Annotated in this window: 22 protein-coding genes and 1 pseudogene; 10 read left to right on the forward strand and 13 right to left on the reverse strand. The window is 70.7% G+C overall.

Annotation, left to right across the window (positions count from 1 at the left end; translation table 11 throughout):
- Window positions 1-29: 29 nt before the first annotated feature.
- The gene (gene aceB, locus ACFYY8_RS21565; protein ID WP_390043484.1) at window positions 30-1,616 is read right to left on the reverse strand and encodes a malate synthase A; all 1,587 of its coding nucleotides are present in this window, start codon (window positions 1,614-1,616) and stop codon (window positions 30-32) included.
- Window positions 1,617-1,803: 187 nt separating this feature from the next.
- On the opposite strand from aceB, the gene ACFYY8_RS21570 reads away from it, so the two are divergent.
- Window positions 1,804-2,508, forward strand: a complete 705-nt coding sequence (locus tag ACFYY8_RS21570) for a DUF4097 family beta strand repeat-containing protein (protein WP_390043486.1) — start codon at window positions 1,804-1,806, stop codon at window positions 2,506-2,508.
- Window positions 2,509-2,695: 187 nt separating this feature from the next.
- The gene (gene hflX / locus ACFYY8_RS21575) at window positions 2,696-4,063 is read left to right on the forward strand and encodes a GTPase HflX (protein WP_390043691.1); all 1,368 of its coding nucleotides are present in this window, start codon (window positions 2,696-2,698) and stop codon (window positions 4,061-4,063) included.
- 57 nt (window positions 4,064-4,120) lie between these two features.
- Here hflX and ACFYY8_RS21580 read toward each other — a convergent pair whose 3' ends face one another.
- The 6 genes from ACFYY8_RS21580 to ACFYY8_RS21605 are packed head-to-tail and all read right to left on the reverse strand — an operon-like array spanning window position 4,121 to window position 10,040.
- Window positions 4,121-5,698 carry a SpoIIE family protein phosphatase gene (locus tag ACFYY8_RS21580; protein WP_390043488.1) on the reverse strand — a complete coding sequence of 526 codons (1,578 nt, stop codon included), beginning with the start codon at window positions 5,696-5,698 and terminating at the stop codon, window positions 4,121-4,123.
- Window positions 5,695-7,395 (reverse strand): ATP-binding protein, encoded by a 1,701-nt coding sequence (locus ACFYY8_RS21585; protein ID WP_390043490.1) that lies wholly within the window; start codon window positions 7,393-7,395, stop codon window positions 5,695-5,697. The genes ACFYY8_RS21580 and ACFYY8_RS21585 overlap by 4 nt, the downstream gene beginning before the upstream one ends.
- Window positions 7,392-8,402, reverse strand: coding sequence for an ATP-binding protein (locus tag ACFYY8_RS21590; protein ID WP_390043491.1), 1,011 nt, complete (start codon window positions 8,400-8,402; stop codon window positions 7,392-7,394). Before ACFYY8_RS21590 ends, ACFYY8_RS21585 begins: the two co-directional genes overlap by 4 nt.
- Window positions 8,390-8,791, reverse strand: coding sequence for an anti-sigma regulatory factor (locus ACFYY8_RS21595; protein WP_390043492.1), 402 nt, complete (start codon window positions 8,789-8,791; stop codon window positions 8,390-8,392). Before ACFYY8_RS21595 ends, ACFYY8_RS21590 begins: the two co-directional genes overlap by 13 nt.
- Entirely contained in the window at window positions 8,788-9,168 is a 381-nt protein-coding gene (locus ACFYY8_RS21600) for an STAS domain-containing protein (protein WP_352008583.1), read from the reverse strand. The genes ACFYY8_RS21595 and ACFYY8_RS21600 overlap by 4 nt, the downstream gene beginning before the upstream one ends.
- Complete coding sequence (locus ACFYY8_RS21605; RefSeq protein WP_390043494.1) at window positions 9,168-10,040, reverse strand: STAS domain-containing protein; 873 nt, start codon at window positions 10,038-10,040, stop codon at window positions 9,168-9,170. The genes ACFYY8_RS21600 and ACFYY8_RS21605 overlap by 1 nt, the downstream gene beginning before the upstream one ends.
- A gap of 749 nt (window positions 10,041-10,789) precedes the next feature.
- Here ACFYY8_RS21605 and hutI point away from each other — a divergent pair.
- The 5 genes and pseudogenes from hutI (at window position 10,790) to ACFYY8_RS21630 (ending at window position 17,198) form a co-directional block, all read left to right on the forward strand.
- Window positions 10,790-12,000 (forward strand): annotated as a pseudogene (hutI, locus tag ACFYY8_RS21610) (imidazolonepropionase).
- 221 nt (window positions 12,001-12,221) lie between these two features.
- Entirely contained in the window at window positions 12,222-13,226 is a 1,005-nt protein-coding gene (locus ACFYY8_RS21615) for a helix-hairpin-helix domain-containing protein (protein ID WP_390043496.1), read from the forward strand.
- Window positions 13,223-15,625, forward strand: coding sequence for a ComEC/Rec2 family competence protein (locus ACFYY8_RS21620; protein ID WP_390043498.1), 2,403 nt, complete (start codon window positions 13,223-13,225; stop codon window positions 15,623-15,625). Before ACFYY8_RS21615 ends, ACFYY8_RS21620 begins: the two co-directional genes overlap by 4 nt.
- Window positions 15,626-15,870: 245 nt before the next feature.
- Window positions 15,871-16,299: a protein-tyrosine phosphatase family protein gene (locus ACFYY8_RS21625; RefSeq protein ID WP_390043500.1), complete on the forward strand. Its 429-nt coding sequence runs from the start codon at window positions 15,871-15,873 to the stop codon at window positions 16,297-16,299.
- Window positions 16,296-17,198 carry a phosphotransferase family protein gene (locus ACFYY8_RS21630; RefSeq protein WP_390043502.1) on the forward strand — a complete coding sequence of 301 codons (903 nt, stop codon included), beginning with the start codon at window positions 16,296-16,298 and terminating at the stop codon, window positions 17,196-17,198. The genes ACFYY8_RS21625 and ACFYY8_RS21630 overlap by 4 nt, the downstream gene beginning before the upstream one ends.
- A gap of 18 nt (window positions 17,199-17,216) precedes the next feature.
- Here ACFYY8_RS21630 and ACFYY8_RS21635 read toward each other — a convergent pair whose 3' ends face one another.
- Window positions 17,217-17,375, reverse strand: coding sequence for a hypothetical protein (locus tag ACFYY8_RS21635; protein ID WP_352008590.1), 159 nt, complete (start codon window positions 17,373-17,375; stop codon window positions 17,217-17,219).
- A 219-nt stretch (window positions 17,376-17,594) separates the two neighbouring features.
- On the opposite strand from ACFYY8_RS21635, the gene holA reads away from it, so the two are divergent.
- Window positions 17,595-18,566, forward strand: a complete 972-nt coding sequence (gene holA / locus ACFYY8_RS21640; protein ID WP_390043504.1) for a DNA polymerase III subunit delta — start codon at window positions 17,595-17,597, stop codon at window positions 18,564-18,566.
- A gap of 13 nt (window positions 18,567-18,579) precedes the next feature.
- Here the strand turns inward: holA and ACFYY8_RS21645 are convergent, their stop codons facing one another.
- From ACFYY8_RS21645 to ACFYY8_RS21655, 3 genes are all read right to left on the reverse strand, one after another.
- Entirely contained in the window at window positions 18,580-19,467 is an 888-nt protein-coding gene (locus tag ACFYY8_RS21645) for an EamA family transporter (RefSeq protein ID WP_390043506.1), read from the reverse strand.
- A 152-nt stretch (window positions 19,468-19,619) separates the two neighbouring features.
- The gene (rpsT, locus tag ACFYY8_RS21650) at window positions 19,620-19,892 is read right to left on the reverse strand and encodes a 30S ribosomal protein S20 (protein ID WP_390043508.1); all 273 of its coding nucleotides are present in this window, start codon (window positions 19,890-19,892) and stop codon (window positions 19,620-19,622) included.
- 208 nt (window positions 19,893-20,100) lie between these two features.
- Window positions 20,101-21,102, reverse strand: coding sequence for a hypothetical protein (locus tag ACFYY8_RS21655; protein ID WP_390043510.1), 1,002 nt, complete (start codon window positions 21,100-21,102; stop codon window positions 20,101-20,103).
- Window positions 21,103-21,176: 74 nt separating this feature from the next.
- Here ACFYY8_RS21655 and lepA point away from each other — a divergent pair, with 74 nt between their 5' ends.
- Window positions 21,177-23,018: a translation elongation factor 4 gene (gene lepA, locus ACFYY8_RS21660; RefSeq protein WP_390043512.1), complete on the forward strand. Its 1,842-nt coding sequence runs from the start codon at window positions 21,177-21,179 to the stop codon at window positions 23,016-23,018.
- 108 nt (window positions 23,019-23,126) lie between these two features.
- Here the strand turns inward: lepA and ACFYY8_RS21665 are convergent, their stop codons facing one another.
- Window positions 23,127-24,404, reverse strand: a complete 1,278-nt coding sequence (locus ACFYY8_RS21665; RefSeq protein ID WP_390043514.1) for a glycoside hydrolase family 18 protein — start codon at window positions 24,402-24,404, stop codon at window positions 23,127-23,129.
- A gap of 158 nt (window positions 24,405-24,562) precedes the next feature.
- On the opposite strand from ACFYY8_RS21665, the gene hemW reads away from it, so the two are divergent.
- Window positions 24,563-25,774, forward strand: a complete 1,212-nt coding sequence (gene hemW, locus ACFYY8_RS21670; protein ID WP_390043516.1) for a radical SAM family heme chaperone HemW — start codon at window positions 24,563-24,565, stop codon at window positions 25,772-25,774.
- Between the two features lie 13 nt (window positions 25,775-25,787).
- On the opposite strand, the gene ACFYY8_RS21675 is transcribed toward hemW, so the two are convergent.
- Complete coding sequence (locus ACFYY8_RS21675) at window positions 25,788-26,336, reverse strand: DUF4870 domain-containing protein (protein WP_390043518.1); 549 nt, start codon at window positions 26,334-26,336, stop codon at window positions 25,788-25,790.
- Window positions 26,337-26,338: the final 2 nt, after the last annotated feature.

Here is a 26,338-nt window from a genome sequence, read left to right on the forward strand (position 1 = left end):
CGATCCCGGGCCCCGCGGGCACGGTCGCCTCAGGGCATGCGGGCGTAGGCGGGCAGCGTCAGGAACTCGGCGAAGTCGTCGTCGAGGGCGACCTCCTTGAACAGGGCGGTCGCCTGGGCGTAGCGCTCGGCGTCGTAGCCCGGCTGCGCGGCGATCCCGGCGAGCTCCTCCTCGATGATCCGCTCGACGAGTTCCTTTGTCACCTGGGCGCCGGTGTCGGCGAGCCGGATGTCGTTGTGGATCCACTGCCAGACCTGGGAACGGGAGATCTCCGCGGTCGCCGCGTCCTCCATCAGGTTGTGGATGGCCACCGCGCCCTGGCCGCCCATCCAGGCCGCGAGATAGCGCAGCGCCACGTCGACGTTGTTGCGCAGCCCGGCCTCGGTGATCTCACCCGGCGTCTTGGAGACCGCGAGCAGGTCGGCGGCCGAGACCGAGACGTCCTCGCGCAGCCGGTCGAGCTGGTTGGGCCGCTCGCCGAGGACGGAGTCGAAGACCTCGCGGCAGACCGGGACCAGGTCGGGGTGGGCCACCCAGGAACCGTCGAACCCGTCGCCCGACTCACGGGTCTTGTCCGCGGTGACCTTCTCCAGCGCGACCCGGTTGACCTCGGGGTCCCGACGGGAGGGGATGAACGCGGCCATGCCGCCGATGGCGTGGGCGCCGCGCCGGTGGCAGGTGCTCACGAGCAGCTCGGTGTAGGAGCGCATGAAGGGGGCGGTCATGGTCACCGCGTTGCGCTCGGGAAGCAGGAACTCCCTGCCCCGGGTGCGGAACTTCTTGATCACGCTGAACAGGTAGTCCCAGCGGCCCGCGTTGAGCCCCGCGGAGTGCTCGCGCAGCTCGTAGAGGATCTCCTCCATCTCGAAGGCGGCCGGGTAGGTCTCGATCAGGACGGTCGCGCGGATCGTGCCCCGCGGGATGCCGAGCAGCTCCTGGGCCCTGACGAAGACGTCGTTCCAGAGGCGGGCCTCCTGGTGAGACTCCATCTTCGGCAGGTAGAAGTAGGGACCCCTGCCCTTGTCGATCTGCCGCCGCGCCGAGTGGAAGAAGTACAGACCGAAGTCGACCAGCGAGCCGGAGAACGGCTCACCGTCGAGGGTGAGGTGCTTCTCCTCCAGGTGCCAGCCACGCGGGCGGACCACGATCGTCGCGAGCTCCTCGTCGGGCCTGAGCGCGTAGTCCTTGCCGCCGGCGGAGAAGTCGATGGTCCTGTCGAGCGCGTCACGCAGGTTGAGCTGGCCGTTGACCGTGTTCTCCCAGGTGGGGGCGTTGGCGTCCTCGAAGTCCGCCAGCCAGACCTTGGCCCCCGAGTTCAGTGCGTTGATCGTCATCTTGCGGTCGACGGGACCGGTGATCTCCACCCTGCGGTCCTCAAGACCGGGCGCGGGCGGGGCGACCCGCCACTCGGACTCGCGCACGTGCCGTGTCTCCGGCAGGAAGTCGAGGGTGCCGCCCGCGGACAGCTCCGCCTGGCGCGCCTGACGGGCGCGCAGCAGCTCAAGGCGCCTGGCGCCGAACTCGCGCTGGAGGGCGGCCGTGAAGGCCAGCGCCTCCGGCGTGAGGATCTCGTCGAACCGGTCCGCCGACGGGCCGTGGATCTCAACGCCGTCCATGAGCATCCTTTCCGTAGAGTGGAAAAATACTTCTGAATTGTGGAATAGACGCTACTCGATGGCCACCCAGGGGGCAAAGACCGGGGTCCCCGGAGGGACTTGTCGGGGGCTTCCCCGATGGAGAGCGGGCCGTCCTCCCGGAAGAGTTGGACACGTCCCGAACAGGGGTGAACGAGGAAGGTCGGAGATGCTGTCCAAGAGGAAGAACCTGGTCGTCGCGGGGGCGCTCGCCGGGGCGGTCCTGCTGCTGTCCGGCTGCAGGCTGAACGTCGACTTCGGCGACCGGAAGCAGTCCGTCGCCACCTACACCGTCGGCGGCGTCACCGCCCTTGAGGCGTACGCGGAGGTGGGGGACATCGTGATCTCCGAGAACGGGCAGCAGGAGGTCCGGGTGACCGAGACCCGCCACTGGGGCGGGGACGCCAAGAACAGCCCGAAGACCGAGCACCCCGTCGCGGGCGGCACGCTCACTCTGCGCTACGACTGCCCGGGCTCCTCGAACTGCTCGGTCGACTACCGGATCGACATCCCCAAGGGGCTCGCCGTCACGCTGGAGTCGACCGCGGGTGACATCACGATGCGCTCACTGACCGGCGAGGTGAACGCGACCGCGGGCGCCGGCGACATCGAGGGCAACGGCCTGGGGGGAAAGAGCCTCGTCGCGACCACCGGGGCGGGTGAGGTCAGGGTCAGGTTCGCCGCGGTCCCGGGCCGCGTGGAGGTCGAGACCGGCACAGGCGACGCGACCGTACGGCTGCCGCAGGGCGGCTACAACGTCACGGCGAACACCGGGGTCGGCGAGGAGGTCGTCAAGGTCACCGACGACCCGGCCTCGCCCAACGACGTCTCGGTGCGGACCGGCGCAGGGGACGCCAGGGTGCTGCCCGTGTGAGCCACACCGGATAACGGGATGAATACCCAGCCGTCCGCGTGGCACCATCATGGGAAGAGACACCGAGGTTCGGGCGTTCTCCCAGGAGATGACGCATACGAACCACGCACCTGAACGGAGCGACAACATAGACATTCGTGAGCCGCTGGAGATCGACCGATTCGACGACCTGCCGGAGATCGGCGAGATGGACCTGGCAGAGCGCCAGGCACTGCGCAGGGTCGCGGGACTCTCGACGGAGCTTGAGGACGTCACCGAGGTCGAGTACCGCCGGCTGCGACTTGAACGAGTCGTCCTGGTCGGCGTCTGGACCTCGGGCACGGCGGTCGACGCCGAGAACTCCCTCCTGGAGCTGAAGCTCCTGGCCGAGACCGCCGGGTCGGAGGTCCTGGAGGGGCTGATCCAGCGCCGCCAGAAGCCCGACACCGCCACCTACATCGGCTCGGGCAAGGCGCAGGAGCTCGCCGACATCGTCGCGGCGACCGGAGCCGACACCGTGGTGTGCGACGGAGAGCTGAGCCCCGGCCAGCTCCGTCAGCTCGAGGAGGTCGTCAAGGTCAAGGTCATCGACCGGACCATGCTGATCCTCGACATCTTCGCCCAGCACGCCAAGAGCCGCGAGGGCAAGGCACAGGTCGAGCTGGCCCAGCTCAACTACCTGCTGCCGCGCCTGCGAGGCTGGGGTGGCAACCTGTCCCGCCAGGTCGGCGGACGCGCCGCGGGCGGCGTCGGCATCGGCGGCCGAGGCCCCGGTGAGACCAAGATCGAACTGGACCGCAGGCGCATCCGCGAGCGGATGGCCAAACTGCGCCGCCAGATCGCGGAGATGACCACCGCCAGAGAGACCAAGCGAGCGCGGAGACTGTCCCGTGAGGTGCCCGCGGTGGCCATCGCCGGATACACCAACGCGGGCAAGTCCTCGCTGCTGAACCGGCTCACCAGCGCCGGTGTGCTGGTCGAGGACGCCCTGTTCGCCACGCTGGACCCGACGGTCCGCAGGGCGCACACGCCGGACGGCAGGCTGTTCACGCTGGCCGACACCGTCGGGTTCGTCCGGCACCTGCCGCACCAGCTGGTCGAGGCCTTCCGCTCGACGCTCGAGGAGATCGGTGACGCCGACCTGATCCTGCACGTGGTCGACGGCTCGCACCCCGACCCGGAGTCGCAGCTGGCGGCCGTGCGGGAGGTCGTCTCCGAGATCGAGGGCGCCCGCGACATCCCGGAGATCGTCGTCGTCAACAAGGCCGACGTCGCCGACCCCGTGGTGCTGGCCCAGCTGGAGGCCAAGGAGAGGCCCATCGTCGTGGTCTCGGCCCGTACCGGCGCCGGGATCGACGAGCTGATGGCGCTGATCGAGCGGGAGATGCCCCGTTTCGATCAGGAGGTCAGGCTGCTGGTGCCGTACCAGCGGGGAGACCTGATCTCCAGGGCGCACAAGGAGGGCGAGGTGCTGGGCATCGAGCACACCGGTGACGGCACGATCCTGCACGCCAGGGTCCTGCCCTCGCTCTTCGCCGAGCTGGAGCGGACCGCCAAGCCGGTCGAGACCGTCTGAGAGACCGCCTGAGCCCCGTTCCGCCGTTCCCCGGCGGGACGGGGCTCTTTCATGCTCTCAGCGCGCGCCGCGCCGGAAGACCACCAGCGCCACGTCGTCCTCCCGGGCGCCGAACCGCCCGATCAGCCGTTCGCAGAACAGTTCGAGGTCGTCCTCGACCGTGTCCGCCAGCTGCCGTACGATCTCCAGGCTCTCGTCGAGGAGCTTGTCGCGGTCCTCGACCAGACCGTCGGTGAACATCAGCACCGCCCCGCCCTCGGGAACGGCCAGCCGGTCGACCCGGTAGGTCTCCTCGGCCACGCCGAGCAGAAGATTGCCCAGGCGGTCGTAGCGGGCCCGGCCGTCACCGATGAGCAACGGGGGGATGTGACCCGCGTTGGCGACCTCCATGCACCCGGTCGCCGGGTCGATCAGCGTCAGGCACACGGTCGCGGTCATGCCCGGGTGATAGCGCCGCAGCACGTCGTTGAGCAGCCCCATGGACGCGCCCAGGTCGACGGTGCCGATGAGCGAGGCCCGCAGCGCGTGACGCAGCTCCGCCATGACCGTCGCGGCCAGCAGGGAGTGCCCCTGGACGTCCCCGATCGCGATGAGCACGCGTTCACCGAGCCGCAGGACCTCGTAGAAGTCGCCGCCGACCTCCACGTTGTCCACCGCGGGCTGGTAACGCCAGCTGATCTCCAGGCCGGGCACCTCGGGAATCCTGGCGGGCAGCAGGCTGCGCTGCAGGGTGAGGGCTATCGCGTGCTCCTCGGCGTAGGCGCGCAGCGCGTCGAGCGCCAGGGCCAGCGCCTGGCCGAGCTGCCGCAGGACGTTCGACTCGTCCTGGCCCAGCTCCGGCGTCGCCTCGACGCCGAGGAAGACCGGCGGTCTGCCCCCCTTCGTACGGCAGAGCACCCCCCGCACGTCGCCCTTGAGGTCCGCGTCGGGGATCAGCCTCAGCCAGTCGCTCGCCAGGACGGTGAAGACCCGGGTCCCCGCCGTGTTGCCCAGCGACATGGCGTCCAGCGCGGGCAGGGTGGTCGCGGTCACGTTCCGGGAGACGGCGCAGCCAGGAGGTAGCGCGGTGTATCTGCGGACGCGCCCGTCGGGCGGCAACGCCAGCGAGCCCGCCTGCCTGCCGAGGATCCTTGAGGTGCCCTCGACGGCCGTGACGAGGAGTTCGTCGAAGGTGTCCGCCGAGTTCATCGCGAGGGTGACCTCGGTGAGCGCGGCCAGCCGTTCGGCGATCCGCTCGGCCCGCTGCCTGGCCCGGTAGTAGCGCAGCGTCGCCTCGACCGTCGCGGCGAACTCGTCGGGCTCGACCGGTTCGGCCAGATAGGCGTCCGCCCCCCGTTCGAGCCCGTGCGCCCGGTCGGCCGGGGTGATCGCCGCCCCGGAGATCTGGACGACCGGGATCGAGGCGGTCACCGGATCGGCCTTGATCTGCTCGCACACCTCGTGACCGCTGATGTCGGGCAGTCGTACGTCGAGGACGACCAGGTCGGGCCGAAGCTCCCTGACCTTGGCGAGCGCCTCGACGCCGCCTGTCGCCTGCAGTACCTCGTGTCCCGCGCGCCGCAGCCAGCTCGACAGGATGTACAGCTTGGTCGGGGTGTCGTCGACGACGAGCACCCTCGCCTGCGCCTGGTTCACCGTGCCTCCGCCTGCTCCAGGGCGCTGCGCAGGGCCGCGAGCAGGCTGTCCCTGCGCAGACCCTGCTTGGGGACGACCGCGCTCGCCTCCTGCGGGTACTGGTGCGAGCCCGCCGCGGTCACCACGACGACCGGCACCCGCCGCAGCCGCTCGTCCCGCGCCATCCGCTGCAGCAGGGCCCCGCCGTCCAGCCTGGGCATGAGCAGGTCGACCAGGGCGATGTCCGGCGGGTTCTCCGCCATCGTCTCCAACGCCACCAGGCCGTCCGCGGCCTCGTCGACGTGCGCGGCGACCCCGGAGAGCATCCGCCGTACGGTCGCGCGGAACTCCGCGTCGTCGTCGGCGACGAGCACCCGCCCGACGGAGGGCATTCCGTCGTCGCGGCTGGGCAGCCTGAGCGTGACCGTCGTCCCCGCACCCGCCGCGCTGGACAGCCTGAGCGTGCCGCCCATCGCCTCGGCCAGCCTGCGGGCGTACGGCAGGCCGAGCCCGGTGCCCTTCGTCCTGACCTGGATCGGCCCCGGCACCTGGTAGAACTCCTCGAAGACACGCTCCTGATGCTCCTCGGGAACGCCGATCCCGGTGTCGGTGACCAGCAGGACGACCTCGTGGGTCGCGGCGTCGAAGCTCACATCGAGTGAGACCTCGCCCTCCTCGGTGAACTTCAGCGCGTTGGACAGCAGGTTGCGCAGCACCCGGGTGAGCATCGTCTCGTCGACGAGCATCTCCCGCGCGTCGTGCGCGATCCGCGTCGTCAGACGGACCAGGTTGCCGCCGGTCGGACGCAGCGACATGCGCAGCCGTTCGGCCAGGGCGACCAGGTCCACCTGGGACGGTTGCGGGTCCAGCCGTCCCGCCTGCGCCTTGGCCATGTCGAGCAGCTCGCTCACCAGGTTGAGGAGCGTCTCCGCCGAGGAGCCGATGAGCTGGATCTGGTGGAGTTGCTCGTCGGCCAGCGGCTCCCCGCCGGGGCCGATCAGGAGCCGCACCAGACCGATGATCGAGTTGAGCGGGGTGCGCAGTTCGTGGCTGACCGTGGCCCAGAACCGGTCCTTGGCGGCGCTCGCCTCCCTGAGCTGGGCGGACTTCTCATCCAGCTCGGCGTAGAGCGCGACGACGCCGCGGTTGGTCTCCTCAAGCTCCTCGGAGAGCTGGTTGTACAGCGCGAGCACACCCTGGTTGGTCTCCTGCAGCTCGGCGTTGAGCTGGATGACCTCCTCCAGGGTCGCGGCCAGCTCGTGGTTCTGCTGGCGCAGTTCGTCCAGGGCGGTCGTGGGGGTCAGCTTCGCGAGCCTGGCGCGTATCTCCTCGACCGACGGCCTCGGCCGGCCCGGAGGAAGCCGTTTGAGCATGCTTATCGTTCCCCTGGCGGGACTCAGCTCGATCGCGTCGACGAGACGCCCCGCCAGCGTCACACCGTCCGCCGTCTGGACGGAGGCCTGCTCGGGCAGGCCGATCCTGACGACCAGGCTGTCCTGCCCCAGAAGGAAGGTGGCGAACGTCTCCGTCGTCTCGCCCAGCACCTCGCGGCCGATCTCGCTCAGCGCCGTGGCGATGCGGATCTGGTCCTGGGTCTCGAGGCCCACGGCCTCGGCGACGTCGCGGCCGAGCCTGCGCATGGCGAACACGTCCCGCTCGTCGCGGACGGGGATGCTGATCAGCTCCTCGCCGCCGGGCACCGGGTCCCCGGGGTTCACAGGGCGGGCCTCACGGCCACCACGCAGGCGTCGTCCCTGCGCGTGCCCGCGTCCCTCAGCAGCGTGGCGGCGACCACCGAGGGAGCTCGGGCGGCGAGCCCGGGGTAGGCGGAGATGTCCCAGCGGTCGGACAGGCCGTCCGAGTGGAGCACGACCACACTGTGCGGCGGCGCGGTGTACTCGTACTGGCGCAGGGTCCTGGCCTGGTGGCCCGCGATCCCCGGCACCGAGATCATGCCCTGCCTGCCGTCGTGGCCCGCGATCCAGGCGGAGACGTTGCCCAGGCCCGCGAAGCCGATCGCGCCCGTGACCCGGTCGACGCGGGCGACGGCGACGGCCCCGCCCCTGGTCTGGCCGAGCCCCCGGTGGAGGCGTTCCAGGATGTCCACGGGTGCCAGGGCGGTGTGTTCCGTGAACAGTCTTACGGCCTCCCGCGAGGCGTGGGCGGCGGCGGGGCCGTGGCCGAGGCCGTCGCAGAGCATCACGGTCACCGAGGTGCCCGAGTCCGAGGCCGCGAACGCGTCACCGCAGACGCTCTCCTCGCCGATCGGGCGCGTCACGCCGCTGACCCGGCAGGCGGGTTCGGGGCTCTGACGTGCGGTGAAGTACATGCCGAGCACAGTGCCCCGTCCCGGTACCGAGTGAACCTCGTAGCCGGTGGCCATCCGCGCGATGCCGCCCATGCCGATGCCGAGGGTTCCCGCCGTCGAGTAGCCGTCGCGCAGGGCGCGGGCGACGTCGCGCATCCCCGGCCCCCGGTCCACGGCGACGACCTCGACCGCCGAGCCGAGCTCGGGGTGGGGACGGATCAGCATGGTGCCCTCGACCGCGTGCTTGACCAGGTTGGAGGCCGCCTCGCTCACGGCCACGGCGACCCGTCCGGTGTCCTCCTCGTCGAACCCCCGGTTCTCGGCGAGCACGACCGCGGCACGGCGCAGGGAACCGATGGCGCTGGCGTCCTCGGCCCTGGCCCACACGTCGTCCTGGGAGACGATCACCTCGCCCACTTCGTCACCGTGATGAGCGTGCCCTCTCCTGGAGCCGACTTCAGGTCGAACTCGTCGACCAGCCTGCGGGAGCCGCTGAGTCCGAGCCCGAGGCCGCCGCCGGTGGTCCATCCGTCGGTGAGGGCCTGCTCGATGTCCGGAATGCCGGGCCCCTCGTCGCTGAAGGTCAGGCGCAGCCCCTTGCGTAGACCGTTGTGCACGACCTCGACGCGGACCCGGCCGCCGCCCGCGTAGACCAGCGCGTTGCGGGCCAGCTCGCTGGCCGCGGTCACGACCTTGGTCTGGTCGACGAGGGACAACCCCACGTCCACGGCCACGGTCCTGACGTGCTGGCGCACCAGGACGACGTCGTTGTTGCCGTTGACGGGCAGCTCTGCGGGGGTGGTCACCGGGCGGCCGTGGCGATCTGGGCGCCCTCGAGGTGGTTCAGCAGCGCGACACCCTTCTCAAGGTTCAGCGCGGTGCGCACACCACCGAGGGAGAGCCCGAGCTCCACGAGGGTGATCGCCACCGCGGGGCGCATCCCGACGACCACCGTCTCGGCGTCGAGCATGCGGGAGATCGCCGCGATGGTCGCCAGCATGCGCCCGATGAACGAGTCGACGATCTCGACGGCGGTGATGTCGATGATCACTCCTCGGGCCCCCGTCGCGACGACCTTGTCGGCCAGGTCCTCCTGGAGGGCCAGGACGCCCTGGTCCTGCAGGTCGATCTGGATGGAGACGATCAGGATGTCTCCGAGCTTGAGGATGGGGACGCGGTCCATCAGCCCTCCTCGGTCCGCACGGCGACGCGGGTCTTCCTGCTGGCGAACTCCACGCCACTGCGCCGCAGCGCGTGCGCCAGGGCGTCGGCGAGGGAGGCCTTGGTCACGATGTCACCGAACTCGATGCCCAGGGTGACGATGGTGTGGGCGATCTGCGGGCGGATGCCGGAGATCACACATTCCGCGCCCATCAATCGCGCCGCGACCACGGTCTTGAGGAGGTGCTGGGCGACCTGGGTGTCCACCGCGGGCACGCCGGTGATGTCGATGACGGCGTGTTCGGAGCCGGTGTCGACCAGCGTCTGCAGCAGCTTCTCCATCACCACCTGGGTCCTGGCCGAGTCGAGCGTGCCGACCAGCGGCACCGCGACGATGCCCTCCCAGAGCTTGACCACCGGGGTGGACAGTTCGAGGAGCTGCTCCGCCTGGTCGACGATCACCTTCTCCCTGGCGGCGGCGTAGTTCTCTATGGTGAACAGCCCCAGGTCGTCGATGAGCCGGGAGAACCAGATGAACCCCCGCAGGGCCTCGGGGGAGCCGTCGGTCTCCACGCTCTCGTAGACCGCCTCCTTCAGGCCGAACACCACGACGGCGGTCTCCGAGGGCGTGAAGCCCTGGCGGGCGCGGCTGCGGGACAGCTCGGCGAGCAGGCCGTGCAGGTCGCTGGAGCCGCCTGCCGCGCCGCCTTCCTCGTCGAGTGACTGCCGTAGCGCCTGGAGCAACTCGTGCAACTGTCCCCTCAGGGCGGCACGATCCACGTTGCCTGCCGAGGAGGAACCCGCTATTTCCTGCCAGCGCCGGAGAACGTCCTCCTCGTTGTCCTGCAGCAGCTGTTCTATGCGACGCCGACCGGCGTCTGCGGAGACGGACAAGATGACTCCCATGCGTACGGCTTACAGACAGCTCGCACGAAAGGCTACATGGCGTGTCCGTTTTGGGAGCCAGGGCGGAGGTCTCCCGGCGGTTCCCCGGTGAGCATGATCCGCCGGGGTTCGCCGGTCCGGCGGGCTCCGGTGAGAGGCTTCGCGCCGGTGCGTGACTGGCGGGCGCTCGAGAGGCATGATATGGAGACTTGGTTCCAACAGCCTAGGTAGATGGCTTGTCCTATTTCAATGGAAAAGCTTGCCTTGATGGGGCTTTGTGGGCTGCACTATTGGTCTCTGAAAACCGTACAAAAGCCCCAAAAGCGACAGTGGTCGGGCAAGGTTTGGATTGCTACCATAAGGCAAATCCAGCGGGGAGCTGGGGTGCAAGTTGCCTCGGTGACCGCTGTTACGGATGGATGAGAAGTGGCTTGAGCTGCGCGGATGCGTTCAGGTCACACGGGGCCGTGCAGCCGGTGGTTCGGGTGTGGCCACGGTGAAGCGGTGGTTCTTCCCAATTAGCCTGTACAGCGAGCTCACTTGTGAAATAACGTAACTGAACTGAAATCGCCTGATCATGATCTCGGCGATACTGTCGCCGCACAACGATATGCGGATGAGAGCAGGAGACCCCCGATGTCGTCCGGACTCACAGCGAATCCAGCAGGCATGACGCTCCGCGTCCGCCAGGCCGGTTTGCCGTCTCCGGAAACGGCGTCCCTCCCGATGTCCTTCCCTGCGTGCAAGGCTGTGATGCGATGACGGTCCGCCTTCTGACCAACATCGGCCGGCTCTGGACCGGTAACGATGTGTGCAGCAATGCCGCGATCCTGGTGCACAACGACCGGATCGCCTGGGTCGGGCGAGCCGCGGACCTGCCACAGAGCGTTCCCGGGGTGGTCGACGACATCGTCGACGTCGACCACGTCGAGAACCTTGGCGGTGCGCTGGTCACTCCCGGCTTGATCGACGCCCACACCCACCCGGTGTACGCGGGCAACCGCTACGCCGAGATGGCCATGCGCTCCGGCGGCTCCAGTTCCTCGGCGATCACCGCGGCCGGCGGCGGCATCGGCTCGACCGTCACGGTGACCCGCGGCACCGACCCCTGGACCCTGTGCAACGGCGTCCGCGAACGCCTGCGCGAGTGGCTGCTCGCCGGCACCACGACCGTCGAGGCCAAGACCGGTTACCACCTCACCCGCGACGGAGAGCTCGCCGACGTGCGGCTGCTGCGTGAGCTTGAGAAGGAACCGATGATGCCGCGCGTGCACGTCACCTTCCTCGCCGCGCACGTCGTCCCACCGGAGTACTTCGGCCGTCAGCGCGACTACGTCGAAGCGGTGGGCGCCTGGTGCGCCGACGCGGCGGCGGCCGGTGCCGACAGCGTCGACGTCTACTGCGACGAGGGGCACTTCACCACCGACGAGGCCCGCTGGGTCCTGGCGTCCGGCCGCAACGTCGGTCTGCTGCCGCGCGTGCACGCCGGAGCCTACAGCCGTCGCGGCGCGGTCCAGCTCGCCGCCGAACTCGGCTGCGCCTCGGCCGACCTGCTGCACCACACCTCCGACGAGGACATCTCTCGATCCTGTCCCGCTACGGCGTCCCCGCCGTGGTCTGCCCGGGGACCGCGCTCCAGCGCGGCAGCCTGCCGCCGGTCAGGCGCATGCTCGCCCAGGGCGTCACCGTCGCGCTCGGCAGCGACCACAACCCCGGACACTGCGGGATCACCTCGATGGCCCTGGTCATCAGTCTCGCGGTGGCGGCCTTCGGGATGAGCGTCAACGACGCGCTGCGCGCGGCGACGCTCGGTGGCGCGACCGTGCTCGGCGTCCCCGACCGCGGCGTCCTCGCCCCCGGCAGGCTGGCCGACATCGTCCAGTGGGACGCCGACCACGAGGGCGCCTTCGCCTGGGCGTTCGGCCTCAAGCCGCGCCGGGTCTGGCGCGGCGGCACCCCCGTCCAATAGGTCTTCCCCGGTCCCCGGCACCTGCCGGGTGACCCGGGGCCGCCCGAGACCTCCTCCTACGCTCGGTGGCGCTCCCCGCATGTTTCCGTCTCGTGGACTCCACGGGAGGCGGCGTCGCGTGACCCACGGGTTTTCCACAGGCGGTTCGTGAGGCGTGGAGTTTTCCCCAGAACCGCGTTCGGTGACCGGAGAGGCCACGATGCCGCCGTACCGTCCTGGGCGTGCGGACAACGGATCAGGCCACCGAGCGGTTCACGGCCGAGGCCCGGCTACGGCTTCTGACGGCTTCTGGCCTTCGCGAACCGGCCCCTTTCCCCTCGCGTCCTGAGCGGCCCGGGGGTCGTGAGGCCCTGTTCTCCGAAGCCGGAGGCGGGACGGGGCCGTCATACGCCGGGGCGGCCTTCGGGGACGACCCGCCTTCCGCGGGCGGAGACGGCGAAGTCGCTCCGGGCGGCGGTCCCAGGGGCGGAGGCGGTCCCGCGAGCTGGTTGCGATCGGCCCCGGCGTCGCCGTTCCCGCCCTCCTTCGAGGCCCTCCGTACGGCCGTCGCAGCCCAGGGGCCGGTGCTCGGGCTCAGCCGTTCCGGGCTGCGCGCCCTCGTGCTCGTCGCGATCGTCGCCGCCGCGGTCGCGGGAGTCCACCTGTGGCTGTCCCGGCCGGAGTCTGAGCCCCTCGCGCCGCCCACCCCGATCTCCGGTCCGCCTCCGCCCTTTCAGGGAACGGTGTCCCGTCCGTCCTCCGCGCCGCTCACGGCGACGGTCCGGGGCGGGACCGGCCCTCCGGGGGTCCCCGGGGCTCCCGAGGTCACCGTCCACGTCGCCGGCAAGGTCCGTCACCCCGGAGTGGTCACCCTGCCCGGCGGTTCCCGCGTCACCGACGCGCTCCGGGCTGTGGGAGGTGTGCGCGGAGGCGTTTCCTCGGGCTCCCTCAACCTCGCTCGCAGGCTGGTCGACGGAGAGCAGATCGTCGTCGGGGCGCCCAGGGCGCCGGGGGTCGTCGGCGCGATCGCGCCCGCCCCCGCCGACCCGTCGGCCGTCGTCCTCGACCTCAACTCCGCGACCCCGCAGCAACTGGAACAGCTACCCGGGGTCGGTGAGGTGCTGGCCCAGCGCATCGTCGAGTACCGCGACGGCCACGGGGGCTTCCGGGGGGTCGAGCAGCTACGCGAGATCAGCGGCATCGGCGACCGGAAGTACGCCGACCTGAAGGACAGGGTCCACGTATGACCTGGTTGACCGGGCAGGCCGCGCGCCCTGGCCAGGACGAAGGCCAGGACACACCCGCTCGGGCGCACACCCTGCATCTGGTCCTGCCCGCCCTCACCTCCTGGATGGCCGCTCTCGTGCTCGTGGGCTGCCCCGCGTCCATCGGGGCCTGCGCGGCCCTGACCGCCCTCGGTGGCGCACTCCTGACGGCGGTGGCGGCCCGCACCCGGGGACGTACGGCCTGGCGTGGGGTGGCTCTCGCCGTGCTGGTGTGCGTGGCGGCCACAGCCGGTGTGGTCGCCTTCCACGTGTACGCGGCCGATACGGGGCCGGTGTCCGAGCTGGCCCGGCGGCGGGCCTCGGCGACGTTCGAGGCGGTGGTGACGGACGACCCCCGGGAACGTGTCCAGCGCGGCGGCCTCTTCCGCAGGAGCGGCTTCGTGGTGCCCGTACGTGTCGAGGTGGTCAGGGAGACGTCCGGCGCGGCGGGAGAACCGGGAGGCGGGGTGAGGTCACGAGCCTCAGTGATCTTGCTGGCCACGGGAGAGGAGTGGCGTTCCCTGTTGCCCAGCCAGCGCGTAGCCGTACGAGGGCGGTTCGGTCCTGCGGAGCCCGGAGAACTGCTCGCCGCGGTGGTGCTGGTGCGCGGGCCACCCCGGGTGCTGAGCGGGCCGTCGTGGGTCCAGAGCGTCGCCGGAGCGCTCCGTGCGGGGTTGCGTGAGGCCTCCGCGGTGCTCCCTCAGAGCCAGCGCGGCCTGCTGCCCGCACTGGTCGTCGGTGACATGTCCCAGATGGACGAACAGGTGAAAGCCGACTTCAAACAGGCCGGTCTCAGTCATCTGACGGCTGTGTCCGGGGCCAACCTCGCAGTCGTGGCCGGGGCGGCCGTCGCGCTGGCCAGGATCATGGGCCTGCGTCTGCCGCTCAGGGCGGCGCTCGCCGTTCTCGCCATGGTCTTCTTCGCCGTCGTCGCCAGGCCTTCGCCCAGTGTGCTCCGTGCGCTGCTCATGGGCGGAGTCACCGCCCTGGCGCTCGGCACGGGCCGCGCACGCGACGGCTTCGCGGCCCTGTCGGTGACCGTTCTCGGGCTGATCCTCTTCGATCCCGGTCTCGCGCGCTCCTACGGCTTCGCCCTGTCGGTCTTCGCGACCGGCGGCATCCTGGTGTTCGCGCCGCGCTGGCGGGACCGGCTCGCCGGGCGGTTGCCCCGCTGGGCCGCGGAGGCGGTCGCCGTGCCCGCGGCCGCCCAGGCGGCGGTCACCCCGGTGCTGGTCCTGATGTCAGGGCAGATCGCCCCGGTGGCCGTCCCCGCGAACCTGCTCGCGGGGCCCGCCGTGGCACCCGCGACGCTGCTCGGGTTCGCCGCCTCGCTGACCGCGCCGCTGCACATGGGCGCCGCGCGGTTGCTGGCCCGTCCCGCGGGTCTGGCCACCGGGTGGATCGTCGGCGTGGCGGAACGCGCGGCGGACCTTCCCCTGGCGGTGTTCCCATGGCCCGGTGGCCTCGCCGGACTGGCCGCGCTGCTGGTGGCCGCGCCGCTCGCCGTGCTGGCGCTGCGGCACCGGTGGTCACGCCGGGTGGTCGCCGCAGTGGCCGTCGGGGTGCTCCTCGCCGTCGTCGTGGCCGGATCGGTCGTGCCCCGTCGTTCCTCCGGAGACTGGCTGCTGGTCGCGTGCGATGTGGGGCAGGGTGACGCCCTGCTGGTCGCCGCGGGTCCCGGTCGCGCCGTGGTGGTCGACACGGGGCCGGACCCCGTGCGGATGGACCGCTGCCTGAGATCCATGGGAGTCAGGCAGGTCCCGCTCGTCGTCCTCACCCATCCGCACCTCGACCACGTCGGCGGCCTGGACGGGGTCTTCCGCGGCCGGCCGGTCGGGGCGGTCGTGGTCACCCCGCGCGATGTGGCCGAGCGCGAGAGCGTCCGGCTGAGCGCGGACCTGACCCGCAGGGGAGTCGCCGAGTGGACGGCGCAGCCGGGGACGCGGTGGCGCTTCGGCCCCTCCGAGCTCACGGTCCTCGCACCGGGGGACGGGACGTCCCCGCCGGGGGGAGGGGAGGGCACGACCATAAACAACGCCAGTGTCGTGCTGCACGTGCGCTGGGCGGCCGGTACGGCGTTGCTCAGCGGGGACGTCGAGACCGAGGCGCAGGCCGAGCTGCTCAGGAGAGGCCTGCCGCGGGCTGACATCCTCAAGGTCCCCCACCACGGTTCGGCGAGATACGACCCAGGCTTTCTCGCGGCCACCGGTGCCCGCGCGGCGCTGATCAGCGTGGGCGCGGGCAACGACTACGGTCACCCGGCGCCCTCCACCGTCACGGGGCTGCTGGCGCTCGGCATGCGGGTCTATCGGACGGACCTGTCGGGCACGCTGACCGTGGTCGCACGGGAGGCGGGGCTGGCCGTCGTCAGAGAGAGGTGACGACTCTAGGCGACCTTCGGCCCGGACACTCCCGGAGGAGCCGGCGCCTTCGGGCGGACGTCAACGTCTTCGAGGAGTCCCGGTGCTCCCGGACGTTCCCGGAGATCGCGGCGCCCTCGGACGGCCTGGATGTCGTCGGGTGACTCGGACACGTTCGGGTGGTCCAGGTGCTTTGGGTGGCTTGAGCGCTCCTGGGGTCTCTGGACGCCGATCGCCGTGCCCGGCGGAGCGTTAGGCTCTGCAGCATGATCACCACATGGGACGCCACGGCACCGGGGGTGATGAGACTGCCCTCGGGGCGGCTCGTCCGAGGCCGGGGGCTTCGGCACCCGCTTCCCGAGGGGGAGAAACCCGTCTTCGCGCTCTACCTCCTGGGACGACGGCCCCCCGCCGTCAGCTGGGAGCACCGCTGGCTCCGCTGGCCGGACTTCTGGCTGCCGTCCGACCGGACGGAGGCCGTCGAGGCGCTGCGTGAGGTCTGGGAGCGTGCCGGGAGTGAGCGGGTCGAGGTCGCCTGCGGCGGTGGGCGTGGCCGTACGGGCACGGCTCTGGCCTGTGTCGCGGTGCTGGACGGGGTTCCGGCCACGGAGGCGGTCGCCTACGTTCGTGAGCACTACGCCGCAGGAGCCGTCGAGACGCCCTGGCAGCGCCGCTACGTGGCCCGATTCCCATGACGGCGACGAACGACGGTCTTCCGGCCTGGCCGCTGCCGGACGCGCCTGAGGACCTTGTCGTCCACGAAGGGCAGTTCCACCGGGTGATCGTCGGCGCGGACCGGGTCGTGTGCCTGCCGCGCACCAGGGCGGCGGCCTCCCGGCTGCCCCGGCGCGCGGAGGTGCTGCGGCTGCTCGCGGAACTCGACCTCGGGTTCGCCACGCCCTCACCCCTGCTCGAACACGGCACCCGGGACGCGGACGGGCGATCGGCCCCCGGGGACGCGTTCCTGCGACACGGCGCCGGAGACGTGGACGGACGGCCTTTTCTCGTTCTCAGCCGTGTTCCCGGGGCTCCGCTCGAGGTGGACACGCTCGAAGATCCCGCCGTGGCCGAGGCCGTGGCGGCGCGGTACGTCACGCTGCTGGCCTCACTGGCCGGGGCGGGTTCGGACGAGAGGGCGCGGGCCGTCCTGACGGCTCCCCGGGACCGCTGGCGGTGCTTCGCGCGGGATGTCAGGAGTGAGCTGTTCGGGCTCATGTCGCAGGACGGGCGGCGGCGGGCCGACCGGGAGCTCGCGGCCCTCGACGACCTTCCGCATCTCACCGACGCGCTGGTGCACGGCGACCTCGGCGCGGAGAACGTTCTGTGGGAGATCGTCGATGGACGGCCCCGGCTCGGCGGGGTGGTCGACTGGGACGAGGTCACGATCGGCGACCAGGCCGAGGACCTGGCGGCGATCGGCGCCGGTCACGGCGGGGCCTTCCTGAGGAGGGTGCTCGCCCTCGGCGGCTGGTCCGGTGACACGGCCGCCCGTGTCACCGTGATCGGCCGGACCTTCGCCCTGCAGCAGGCCCTGTCCGCCTTCCAGGACGAGGACGAGGAGGAACTGGCGGACGGCCTGTCCGCCTACCGTTGAGGCCGCCGGGTCTCCGGGTCAGACCGGGACCGCGGTCTCAAGGGGGCGGTGGAACTCGGTGTCGATGTCGGCGGCGTAGAGGGAACGGCCGCAGGGGGAGCAGCGATACATGATCGGCCCCTCGTCGAGGGCCGTGCCGCAGTGCGGGCAGGTGTGACGGCTGACGGTGGAATTCATTCGGAATCTCTCCTCTGTTCACCTGGAGTGTGCCGCACGCCGCCTGCGGATCGGTTGCGAATCGCTTGTCGATCGATACTCGGGTTTGTTCGTCTCCGGCGGCGCGGGTCGCCCGAGCGGGGGTCGAGGAGGCGCCGCACACGTGGCACAGGCGGAAACTCCGGCACTCATGCCGGGGAGCGCGTCAATCGACCGGCCGCACGTGGCATGCTGCTGGACATGGCGGCGACCAACCCAGCACCGGTGACCCTGGTAGTCGGAGACGAGGAACTCCTCGCGGACCGCGCGGTCGGCGAGGTGGTCGCCGCGGCGCGGGCGTCCGACGGGGGGGCCGAGGTCCACGACCTGGTCGGTGGGAAGGTCCAGCCGGGGGAGCTGACCCAGCTGACCTCGCCGTCACTGTTCGGCGACAGGTCGGTGGTGGTGATCCGCTCCGCGCAGGACCTCGTCAAAGAGGTGATCGCGGAGATCGTCTCCTACGCCGCGGATCCGTCTGAGGACACCGTGCTGGTCCTGGTCCACCCCGGCGGGGTCAAGGGCAAGGCACTGGTCGACGGCGTCAAGAAGGCCGGCGCCCACGTGGTCACCGTGGCCAAGGTCACCAAACCGGCGGAACGGCTCGCCTTCGTCAAGACGGAGCTGAGGCGGGCGGGGCGCACCATCGGTGGTGACGCGGCGGTCGCGTTGCTCGACGCGGTGGGGAACGACCTGCGGGAGCTCGCCGCCGCCTGCAACCAGCTCGCCTTCGACACGCCGGGCAAGACCATCGACGAGGCGGCCGTCGCCCGCTACCACCGGGGACGGGCCGAGGTGAGCGGATTCACCGTCGCGGACTCCGCCGTCGAGGGGCGTCTGGGTGACGCCCTTGAACAGTTGCGCTGGGCACTGGCCACCGGCACGGCGCCCGTTCTGCTGGTGAGCGCGCTCGCCGGAGGCCTGCGTTCGCTGGCGAAGGTCGGCGGGGCGCCGCGCAACATGCGTGGCGGGCAGCTCGCCAGCCACCTCGGTATGCCTCCCTGGAAGGTCGACCGGGTACAGCGGCAGTTGAACGGCTGGGGTCCCGAGGGCATCGCCCGCGCCCTCCAGGCGACCGCGACGGCCGACGAGCAGGTCAAGGGTGGCGGCGCCGATCCCGCCTACGCGCTTGAGCACATGGTGCAGATCGTCGTCGCCAGCCGTACGGGTCGTTAGCCCGCGTCGGAGGTCAAGAGGACGTTGGGGAGACGCGGGGGCGGCGGAACGCCGGAAGCTGGCCCGCGACCGTCGCGGCCAGCGCCAGGAAGAAACCGGTCAGCTGGAGCGGGCTCAGCGACTGGTTCACGACGATCCAACCGGCCAGGGCGGCGGTGAGCGGGCTGAGGGTGCCCAGCAGGGAGACCTGTGGGGGCGCCAGACGGCTGACCCCGCGAAACCACAGACTGTAGGCGGCGGCCGTACCGACGAGGCCCAGCCAGGCGTAGCCGGCGACGGCGGCGCCGTCCAGAGCGGGAGGCGGGCCCTCGACGGCGAAGGCGACCGGGGCGATCATGAGGCCGCCCGCGGTGAGCTGCCAGCCGGTGAGGGCCAGATCGCCGACGCCGGGTGGCTTGCCCCACGCGCGGGTGAGGACGACCCCGGCGGCCATGCCCGTCGCGCCGAGCAGGCCCGCGGCGACTCCCGTGGCGTCGAGGGCGGCGTTGGCCCTCAGCACCACGAGGGAGACGCCTACGGTGGCCGCGATCGCGGCGGCGACACGGTGGAGCGAGACGGTCTCGCGGAGCACGGCGCGGGTGAGCCCGGCGACGATGAGCGGCTGGATGGAGCCGAGGACGGCCGCGACCCCGCCGGGCAGCCGATAGGCGGACAGGAACAGCAGCGGGAAGAACAGGCCGATGTTGAGCCCGCCGAGCACCGCCGCTCGCCACCACCAGTCGCCGCGGGGCAGCGTGCGTGTCACGGCCACCAGGAGCAGCCCGGCGGGGAGCGCGCGCATCAGGGCGGTGAACAGCGGGCGTTCCGGAGGGAGCAGCACGGTGGTCACGACGTAGGTCGTTCCCCAGACCGCCGGGGCGAGTGCGGTGACGGCCACCAGGGCGGCGCGAGGGGAGGGCACGGGATCTCCTTCGGAAGCCTCGACGTCGATTAGCTCGGCATTGAGTTAGTTGACATCAAGCTATGTGATCGCGCGAACCTACCCGAACCGCCCAAAGGGGCAAAACAAGAACGCCGCGCCCCGGAGGGCGCGGCGTTCCGGAGAACCCTGGATTACTTGGCGGCCGCGAGGGCGGCGGCGCGCTGGGCGATCGCCGACTTGCGGTTGGCAGCCTGGTTCTTGTGGATGACGCCCTTGCTGGCGGCCTTGTCCAGCTGGCGGGAAGCGGAGCGCATGAGCACGACGGCCTCGTCGACGTTGCCCTGGTCGGCGGCCTCGCGGAACTTACGGACGGCCGTCTTCAGGGAAGACTTGACAGCCTTGTTACGCAGCCGGGCCTTCTCGTTCTGCCGGTTGCGCTTGATCTGGGACTTGATGTTCGCCACGAAGAAGCCTCGGTGAATGTCGTCGGAGTGGGGCGCGCGGGCAGAGAGGGCGCGCCACACGCAGTTGAATAGGCTACCAATCACCCGGGTGGTCGCTCAAATCGACAACCTGGGCGTAGGAGTGTTCACCCAGCTTACCGTGTCCGCCCTCGGCCGTGTGCGCGCACCGCCGCCGGAGCCGCCGGTCTGCAAGGAGGGCCCGGTGGTTTCAGGGGTTGAACCAGGAGTCCTCATACTCCTTCCAGTCCTCGGGCGTGGCGGTGAAGTCCACGTAGAGCGCCAGCCCGAACCGCTCCCGGCGGGTCCCGTGCGAGGTCAGCGCCAGTCTGGCGCCCTCGGCCGCCGTCGCGACGCTCTCCGCCGCGTCCCCCCAGACCACGCCGTGGTCGTGGTAGGCGGGAGCGCCGATCAGCACCGTCTTGTCGTCCGGCACGAGGCCGAGCGCCAGGGTGCCCTGCCGTACGACGTGGCCGCCGTAGAGGATCGTGGAGGGGTAGTAGGAGTCGTAGGTCATGATGGCCACCTGGTCGGCACGGGAGGCCACATCCCTGAAGTAGGCCGGGGACCAGTACTTGTCGTGGCCGATGGCCAGGCGCGCGACGGGCCGGGTGAACGGGAACGGCTCGATCTGGGGCGTCGAGACGGAGAGCAGATCCTTGCCGACGATCTGGCGGGTCCGGTCGAGCAGGTCGAGGAAGCCGGCGTCGCCGTCCCCGACCGGTTCGAAGTCGTAGTGCACGCCGTCGTAGCCCACGGCCATGACCGCGCGGGCGCCGTCGAGCACCCGCTGGCGCGCGGCCGTGTCGCCGAGGCTGAGGCGGCCGTTCACCTTCTGCCCCAGCCACGCCGAGACCCGGACGCCGGGAAGTCGCGCGTGGATCTCCTTGAGGAAGGCGGCGGCCCCGGAGTACTTCTCCGGGGAGAGCGCGCCGTCGAGGCCGAACGGGCCCGAATGGACGTACAGGTCCTTGATCCCGGTGCCGCGCAGCCGTACGGCCAGGGCCTTGACGTCGGCGGCGTCCTTGCGGCCGTCCACCCACATGTGACCGAGCCACAGGGCGTCATGGCCCGTGCTCTTCGCCCAGGGGGCGGGCGTCCCGGTAAACTGGATCGTGAGGGTGGCCGCCGCCACCCCGGGCAGCACAAGGAGCACGGCCGCGACCGCCACGAGAAGGCGCAGGCCGCGTCGTGCTCTGGTCCGGGTAATCACCCGGACATGTCACCATGGAGAACGGCTGGTATGCCAGCCGTAGATCGTCGTCAATCCCGTCGAAACGGACACCGGTGCGCATTCAGCCTGGCCAGACCGATCCCGCGGTGATCCGCAACTTCTGCATCATCGCGCACATCGACCATGGCAAGTCAACGCTTGCCGACCGCATGTTGCAGATCACCGGCGTGGTCGACGAACGCTCCATGCGCGCCCAGTATCTCGACCGGATGGACATCGAGCGCGAGCGCGGCATCACGATCAAGTCGCAGGCGGTCAGGCTGCCGTGGCAGGTCGACGGCGCCGACTACGTCCTCAACATGATCGACACCCCCGGGCACGTCGACTTCACCTACGAGGTCTCCCGTTCCCTGCAGGCGTGCGAGGGCGCGATCCTGCTGGTCGACGCCGCGCAGGGCATCGAGGCGCAGACGCTGGCCAACCTCTACCTGGCCATGAACAACGACATGACGATCATCCCGGTGCTCAACAAGATCGACCTCCCGGCCGCCCAGCCGGAGAAGTACGCCGCGGAGATCGCCCACCTCATCGGCTGTGAGCCCGAGGACGTCCTGAAGGTGTCCGGCAAGACCGGCGTCGGCGTCAGGGAGCTGCTCGACCACGTCGTCGAGCGGGTCCCCGCCCCGGTCGGCGAGGCCGCCGCCCCCGCCCGCGCGCTGATCTTCGACTCCGTCTACGACACCTACCGCGGCGTGGTCACCTACGTCCGGGTCATGGACGGCCACCTGGGCAAGCGCGAGCGCATCCTGATGATGTCCAGCGGCGCCACCCACGAGACCCTGGAGATCGGCGTCATCTCCCCCGAGCCCAAGATCGCGGACAAGGGCCTCGGCGTCGGTGAGGTGGGCTACCTGATCACCGGCGTGAAGGACGTGCGCCAGTCGCGGGTGGGTGACACCGTCACCTCGGGCGCGCAGCCCGCCGCGGAGCCGCTCAGCGGTTACGAGCACCCCAAGCCGATGGTGTTCTCCGGCCTCTACCCGATCGACGGCGACGACTACCCCGAGCTCCGCGAGGCGCTGGACAAGCTGCAGCTCAACGACGCGGCCCTGGTCTACGAGCCGGAGACCTCGGCGGCGCTCGGCTTCGGCTTCCGCTGCGGCTTCCTCGGCCTGCTCCACATGGAGATCGTCAGGGAGCGTCTTGAGCGCGAGTTCAACCTCTCCCTCATCTCCACCGCGCCCAACGTGATCTACCGGGTGATCATGGAGGACGCCAAGGAGTTCACGGTCACCAACCCCTCGGAGTTCCCCACGGGCAAGGTGGACAAGGTCTTCGAGCCGATGGTCAAGGCGACCGTGCTGGTCCCCTCCGAGTTCATCGGCGCCATCATGGAGCTGTGCCAGAACCGCAGAGGCAATCTGCAGGGCATGGACTACCTGTCCGAGGACCGGGTCGAGATCCGTTACACCATGCCGCTCGGCGAGATCATCTTCGACTTCTTCGACCAGCTCAAGTCCCGCACGCGCGGCTACGCCTCGCTCGACTACGAGCCCTCGGGCGAGCAGGAGTCCGAGCTGGTCAAGGTCGACATCCTGCTCCAGGGCGAGGCGGTCGACGCCTTCAGCGCCATCGTCCACAAGGACAAGGCCTACTCCTACGGCGTCGAGATGGCCAAGAAGCTCCGCGAGCTGATCCCGAGGCAGCAGTTCGAGGTGCCGATCCAGGCCGCCATCGGCGCCCGGGTCATCGCCAGGGAGAACATCCGCGCCATCCGCAAGGACGTGCTCGCCAAGTGCTACGGCGGCGACATCTCCCGTAAGCGCAAGCTGCTGGAGAAGCAGAAGGAGGGCAAGAAGCGGATGAAGATGGTCGGCCGCGTCGAGGTCCCCCAGGAGGCCTTCGTCGCCGCGCTGTCCACCGAGTCCTCCTCCGCGGACAAGACGAAGAAGTGAAACGCGACGCCCCCGCCCGCGAGGAGCGCGGACGGGGGCGTGGCGGGGTGGTGCGGGCGGGGCGGCCGATGACCCAGGATCGCCGGCCCCGCCCGGTTCAGGGGAGACTCAGCGCAGGACCTTGTAGAGCGCCGAGGTGAGGGACGCCTTGTCGTCGTCCTGGTCGATGGACCACATCATCGAACCGCCCAGGCCCCGCAGGCGGATGTAGGCCGCCTTCTGGAGCACCGTGGCCGGGTCGTCGTAGGACCAGAACTCGTTGCCGTCGTAGAGCCAGTTGGCGCCGGTCAGCACGTCGCGGTAGCGCTTGCCGGGCTTCTTGACCAGGTTCTTGTAGTCGTCGGTACCCGCGGCCCAGGTGCCCTGCGCGGGGCCGGTCGCGGGCTTGAACAGGCCGTTGCCGCCCGCGGTCACGCCGGTCCAGCCCTGGCCGTACGCGGGGATGCCGACCACGATCTTCTTCGCGGAGGCGCCGCGGTTCAGGTAGTCGCGCACCGTCTGCTCGACGCTGTACTTCACCGTGTTGGGGTCGCGCCGGTCGGTGAACAGGTTGCCGTTGTGACCGGTGATCGGGTCCCACGAGCCACGCAGGTCGTAGCCCTGGATGGTGGCGAAGGTGAGGTTCTTGAAGACGTCGCGGACCTCGAAGCCCGCGTCGATCTTCGGTCCGCCCGCGGGCAGGAAGGCCGTCAGCTCACTGCGCCGGTCGTACTGGTTGAGCTGGCGGCGCAGCTCGGTGGTGAACAGCGTGAAGTTGTGCTTGTCCTCGGGCCTGATGACGTTGCCCTCGTTGCCCGCGCTGCCGGGCCACTCCCAGTCGAGGTCGATGCCGTCGAACACGCCCGCCCCGGTGCCGGCCGCGGTATCGGGCAGATTGCCGCGAAGCCACAGGTCGATGCAGGAGGCGGCCAGCTTGGCGCGGCTCTGCTCGGTGAGGACGGCGTCGGAGAAGTACTTCGAGCCGCTCCAGCCGCCGAGGGAGATCAGCGCCTTGAGGCCGGGGTGCTTGGCCTTGAGCTTCTTGAGCTGGTTCAGGTTGCCGTTCAGGGCCTGGCCTGGGGCGTCGGCGACGCCGTCCACGCTCTGCTCGGCGGGTACCGGTCGCTGCCAGTCGGCCCAGGCGTCCGAGGAGACGCACGTGCCCTCGGCGCTGACGGACCCGAAGGCGTAGTTGATGTGGGTCAGTTTCGCCGCCGCGCCGCTGGTCTCCATGTCCTTGACGTGGTAGTTGCGTCCGTAGACGCCCCACTGGATGAAGTAGGCGACCCGCTTGAAGCGGTCACCGTGGCCGGTGTTGGTCTGGGCCTGGGCGGGCGCCGGAGCGGCGGTGGCCGCGAGACCGGCGGCCAGGACCGCGGCGAGCGTGTTCCGGAGGAGTCTCTGCACGGGCTTCTCCACGTTGCCTGGGGGGCCTTGGGGGGTGGAACTTATAGGAAACTTTCCTTTAAGTTTTCCCGGATCGTAGACCTGGGCGATCTACCCGTCAACGGTCTGGCCGGATCCGGCGTACCGGGCACCGCGTCCGGGGCGGCAGACTTGGTCACGTGCCATCCACACTTCCCGACGGCGATCCGGTACCCCCCTCGGGCGACCTGCCGGAGAGCGCGCTCCACGACCTGGGGGAGCGGCCCTTCGGCTTCTACGTCCACGTCCCCTTCTGCGTGACCCGGTGCGGCTACTGCGACTTCAACACCTACACCGCCTCGGAGCTGGGCCCCGGCGCCTCCCGCGAGGACTACGCGCGCACCGCGGTCAGGGAGGTACGGCGGGCACGCGCCAACCTCGGAGAGGTCGACCTGCCGGTCCAGACCGTCTTCTTCGGCGGCGGCACCCCCACCCTGCTGCCCGCGGCCGACCTGGTCGGAATCCTGAAGGTGATCGGGGAGGAGTTCGGCCTCGCCCCTGGCGCCGAGGTGACCACCGAGGCCAATCCCGAGTCGGTCGGCCCGGCCTACCTCGAGGAGCTGCGCGGCGGCGGGTTCACCCGGATGAGCTTCGGCATGCAGAGCGCCCGTGAGCACGTGCTGCGGGTTCTCGAACGGGCGCACACCCCCGGCCGCCCGGCCCAGGCCGTCGCGGAGGCCCGCGCGGCGGGGTTCGAGCACGTCAACCTGGACCTGATCTACAGCACGCCGGGGGAGAGCGACGACGACTGGCGGGCCTCGGTGGCCGCGGCGATCGAGGCGGGGCCCGACCACGTGTCGGCCTACTCGCTGATCGTGGAGGACGGCACCAGGCTGGCGGCCAGGATCCGGCGCGGTGAGCTGCCGATGCCGGACGACGACGTGGCCGCCGACCGCTATCTCATCGCCGACGGCATGCTCGCCGAGGCCGGGTTCGAGTGGTACGAGGTGTCCAACTGGGCCACCTCGGAGGCGGCGCGCTGCAGGCACAACCTGCTGTACTGGACCGGCGGCGACTGGTGGGGGGTCGGCCCCGGGGCGCACAGCCACGTCGGGGGCACCCGGTGGTGGAACGTCAAGCATCCGGCGGCCTACGCCCAGCGCCTGACCTCCGGTACCTCGCCCGCGCACGCCCGTGAGGTGCTCACCTCGCAGGACAGGGCGGTCGAGCGCCTGATGCTGGAGCTGAGACTCTCCGCGGGCTTCCCGCTTCGCGAGCTGGACAGGCCGAGGGTCGTCGCCAGGGCCCTGGCGGACGGCCTGCTCGAGGTGGAGCCGTTCAAGGCCGGGCGGGCGGTTCTCACGCTGCGGGGACGCCTGCTGGCCGACGCCCTGGTGCGCGACCTGACCTGATCCGGGACGGAGCTCAGCTCACGAACCGGATGTTCAGCGGGTAACGGTAGCTCTCTCCGCGGTTGGCCGCGACGGCGGCGATGATCATCAGGATGAGTGAGCCGATCCAGACCAGCGGCATCAGCAGGAAGCCGATCAGCACGAAGGCCAGGACCCAGGAGACCAGGTAGGCGATCATCAGGGTGAGCTGGAAGTTCAGCGCCTCGGCCGCCTGAGCCCGCACGTAGGGGGCCTCGTCCCGCTTGGCGAGGTAGAGCACCAGCGGGCCGACGAACGAGGTCAGCAGGCCCAGCAGGTGGGCGAGCATCGCCATGGTCGTGTCGTCGGTGCCCGGACGCGGGCCCTGCCCGCCGTAACCGCCGTAACCGGGCACGCCGTACCCCTGGTGACCGTACGGCCAGCCGCCCTGGGGCGGGTACCCCTGGTATCCCTGCCCGGGAGGGGGTCCGGGGTAGGACCCGGGGGGCGGGCCGGGAGGGGGACCGGGCTGAGGGCCGGGCCACGCGCCGTACCCCGGCCGGGGGTGCTCCTCGTGCGGGAACTGCTCGGGATTGTCGCTCATGG

The sequence above is a fragment of the Streptosporangium sp. NPDC001559 genome, from assembly GCF_042893955.1.
Lineage (GTDB): Bacteria > Actinomycetota > Actinomycetes > Streptosporangiales > Streptosporangiaceae > Streptosporangium.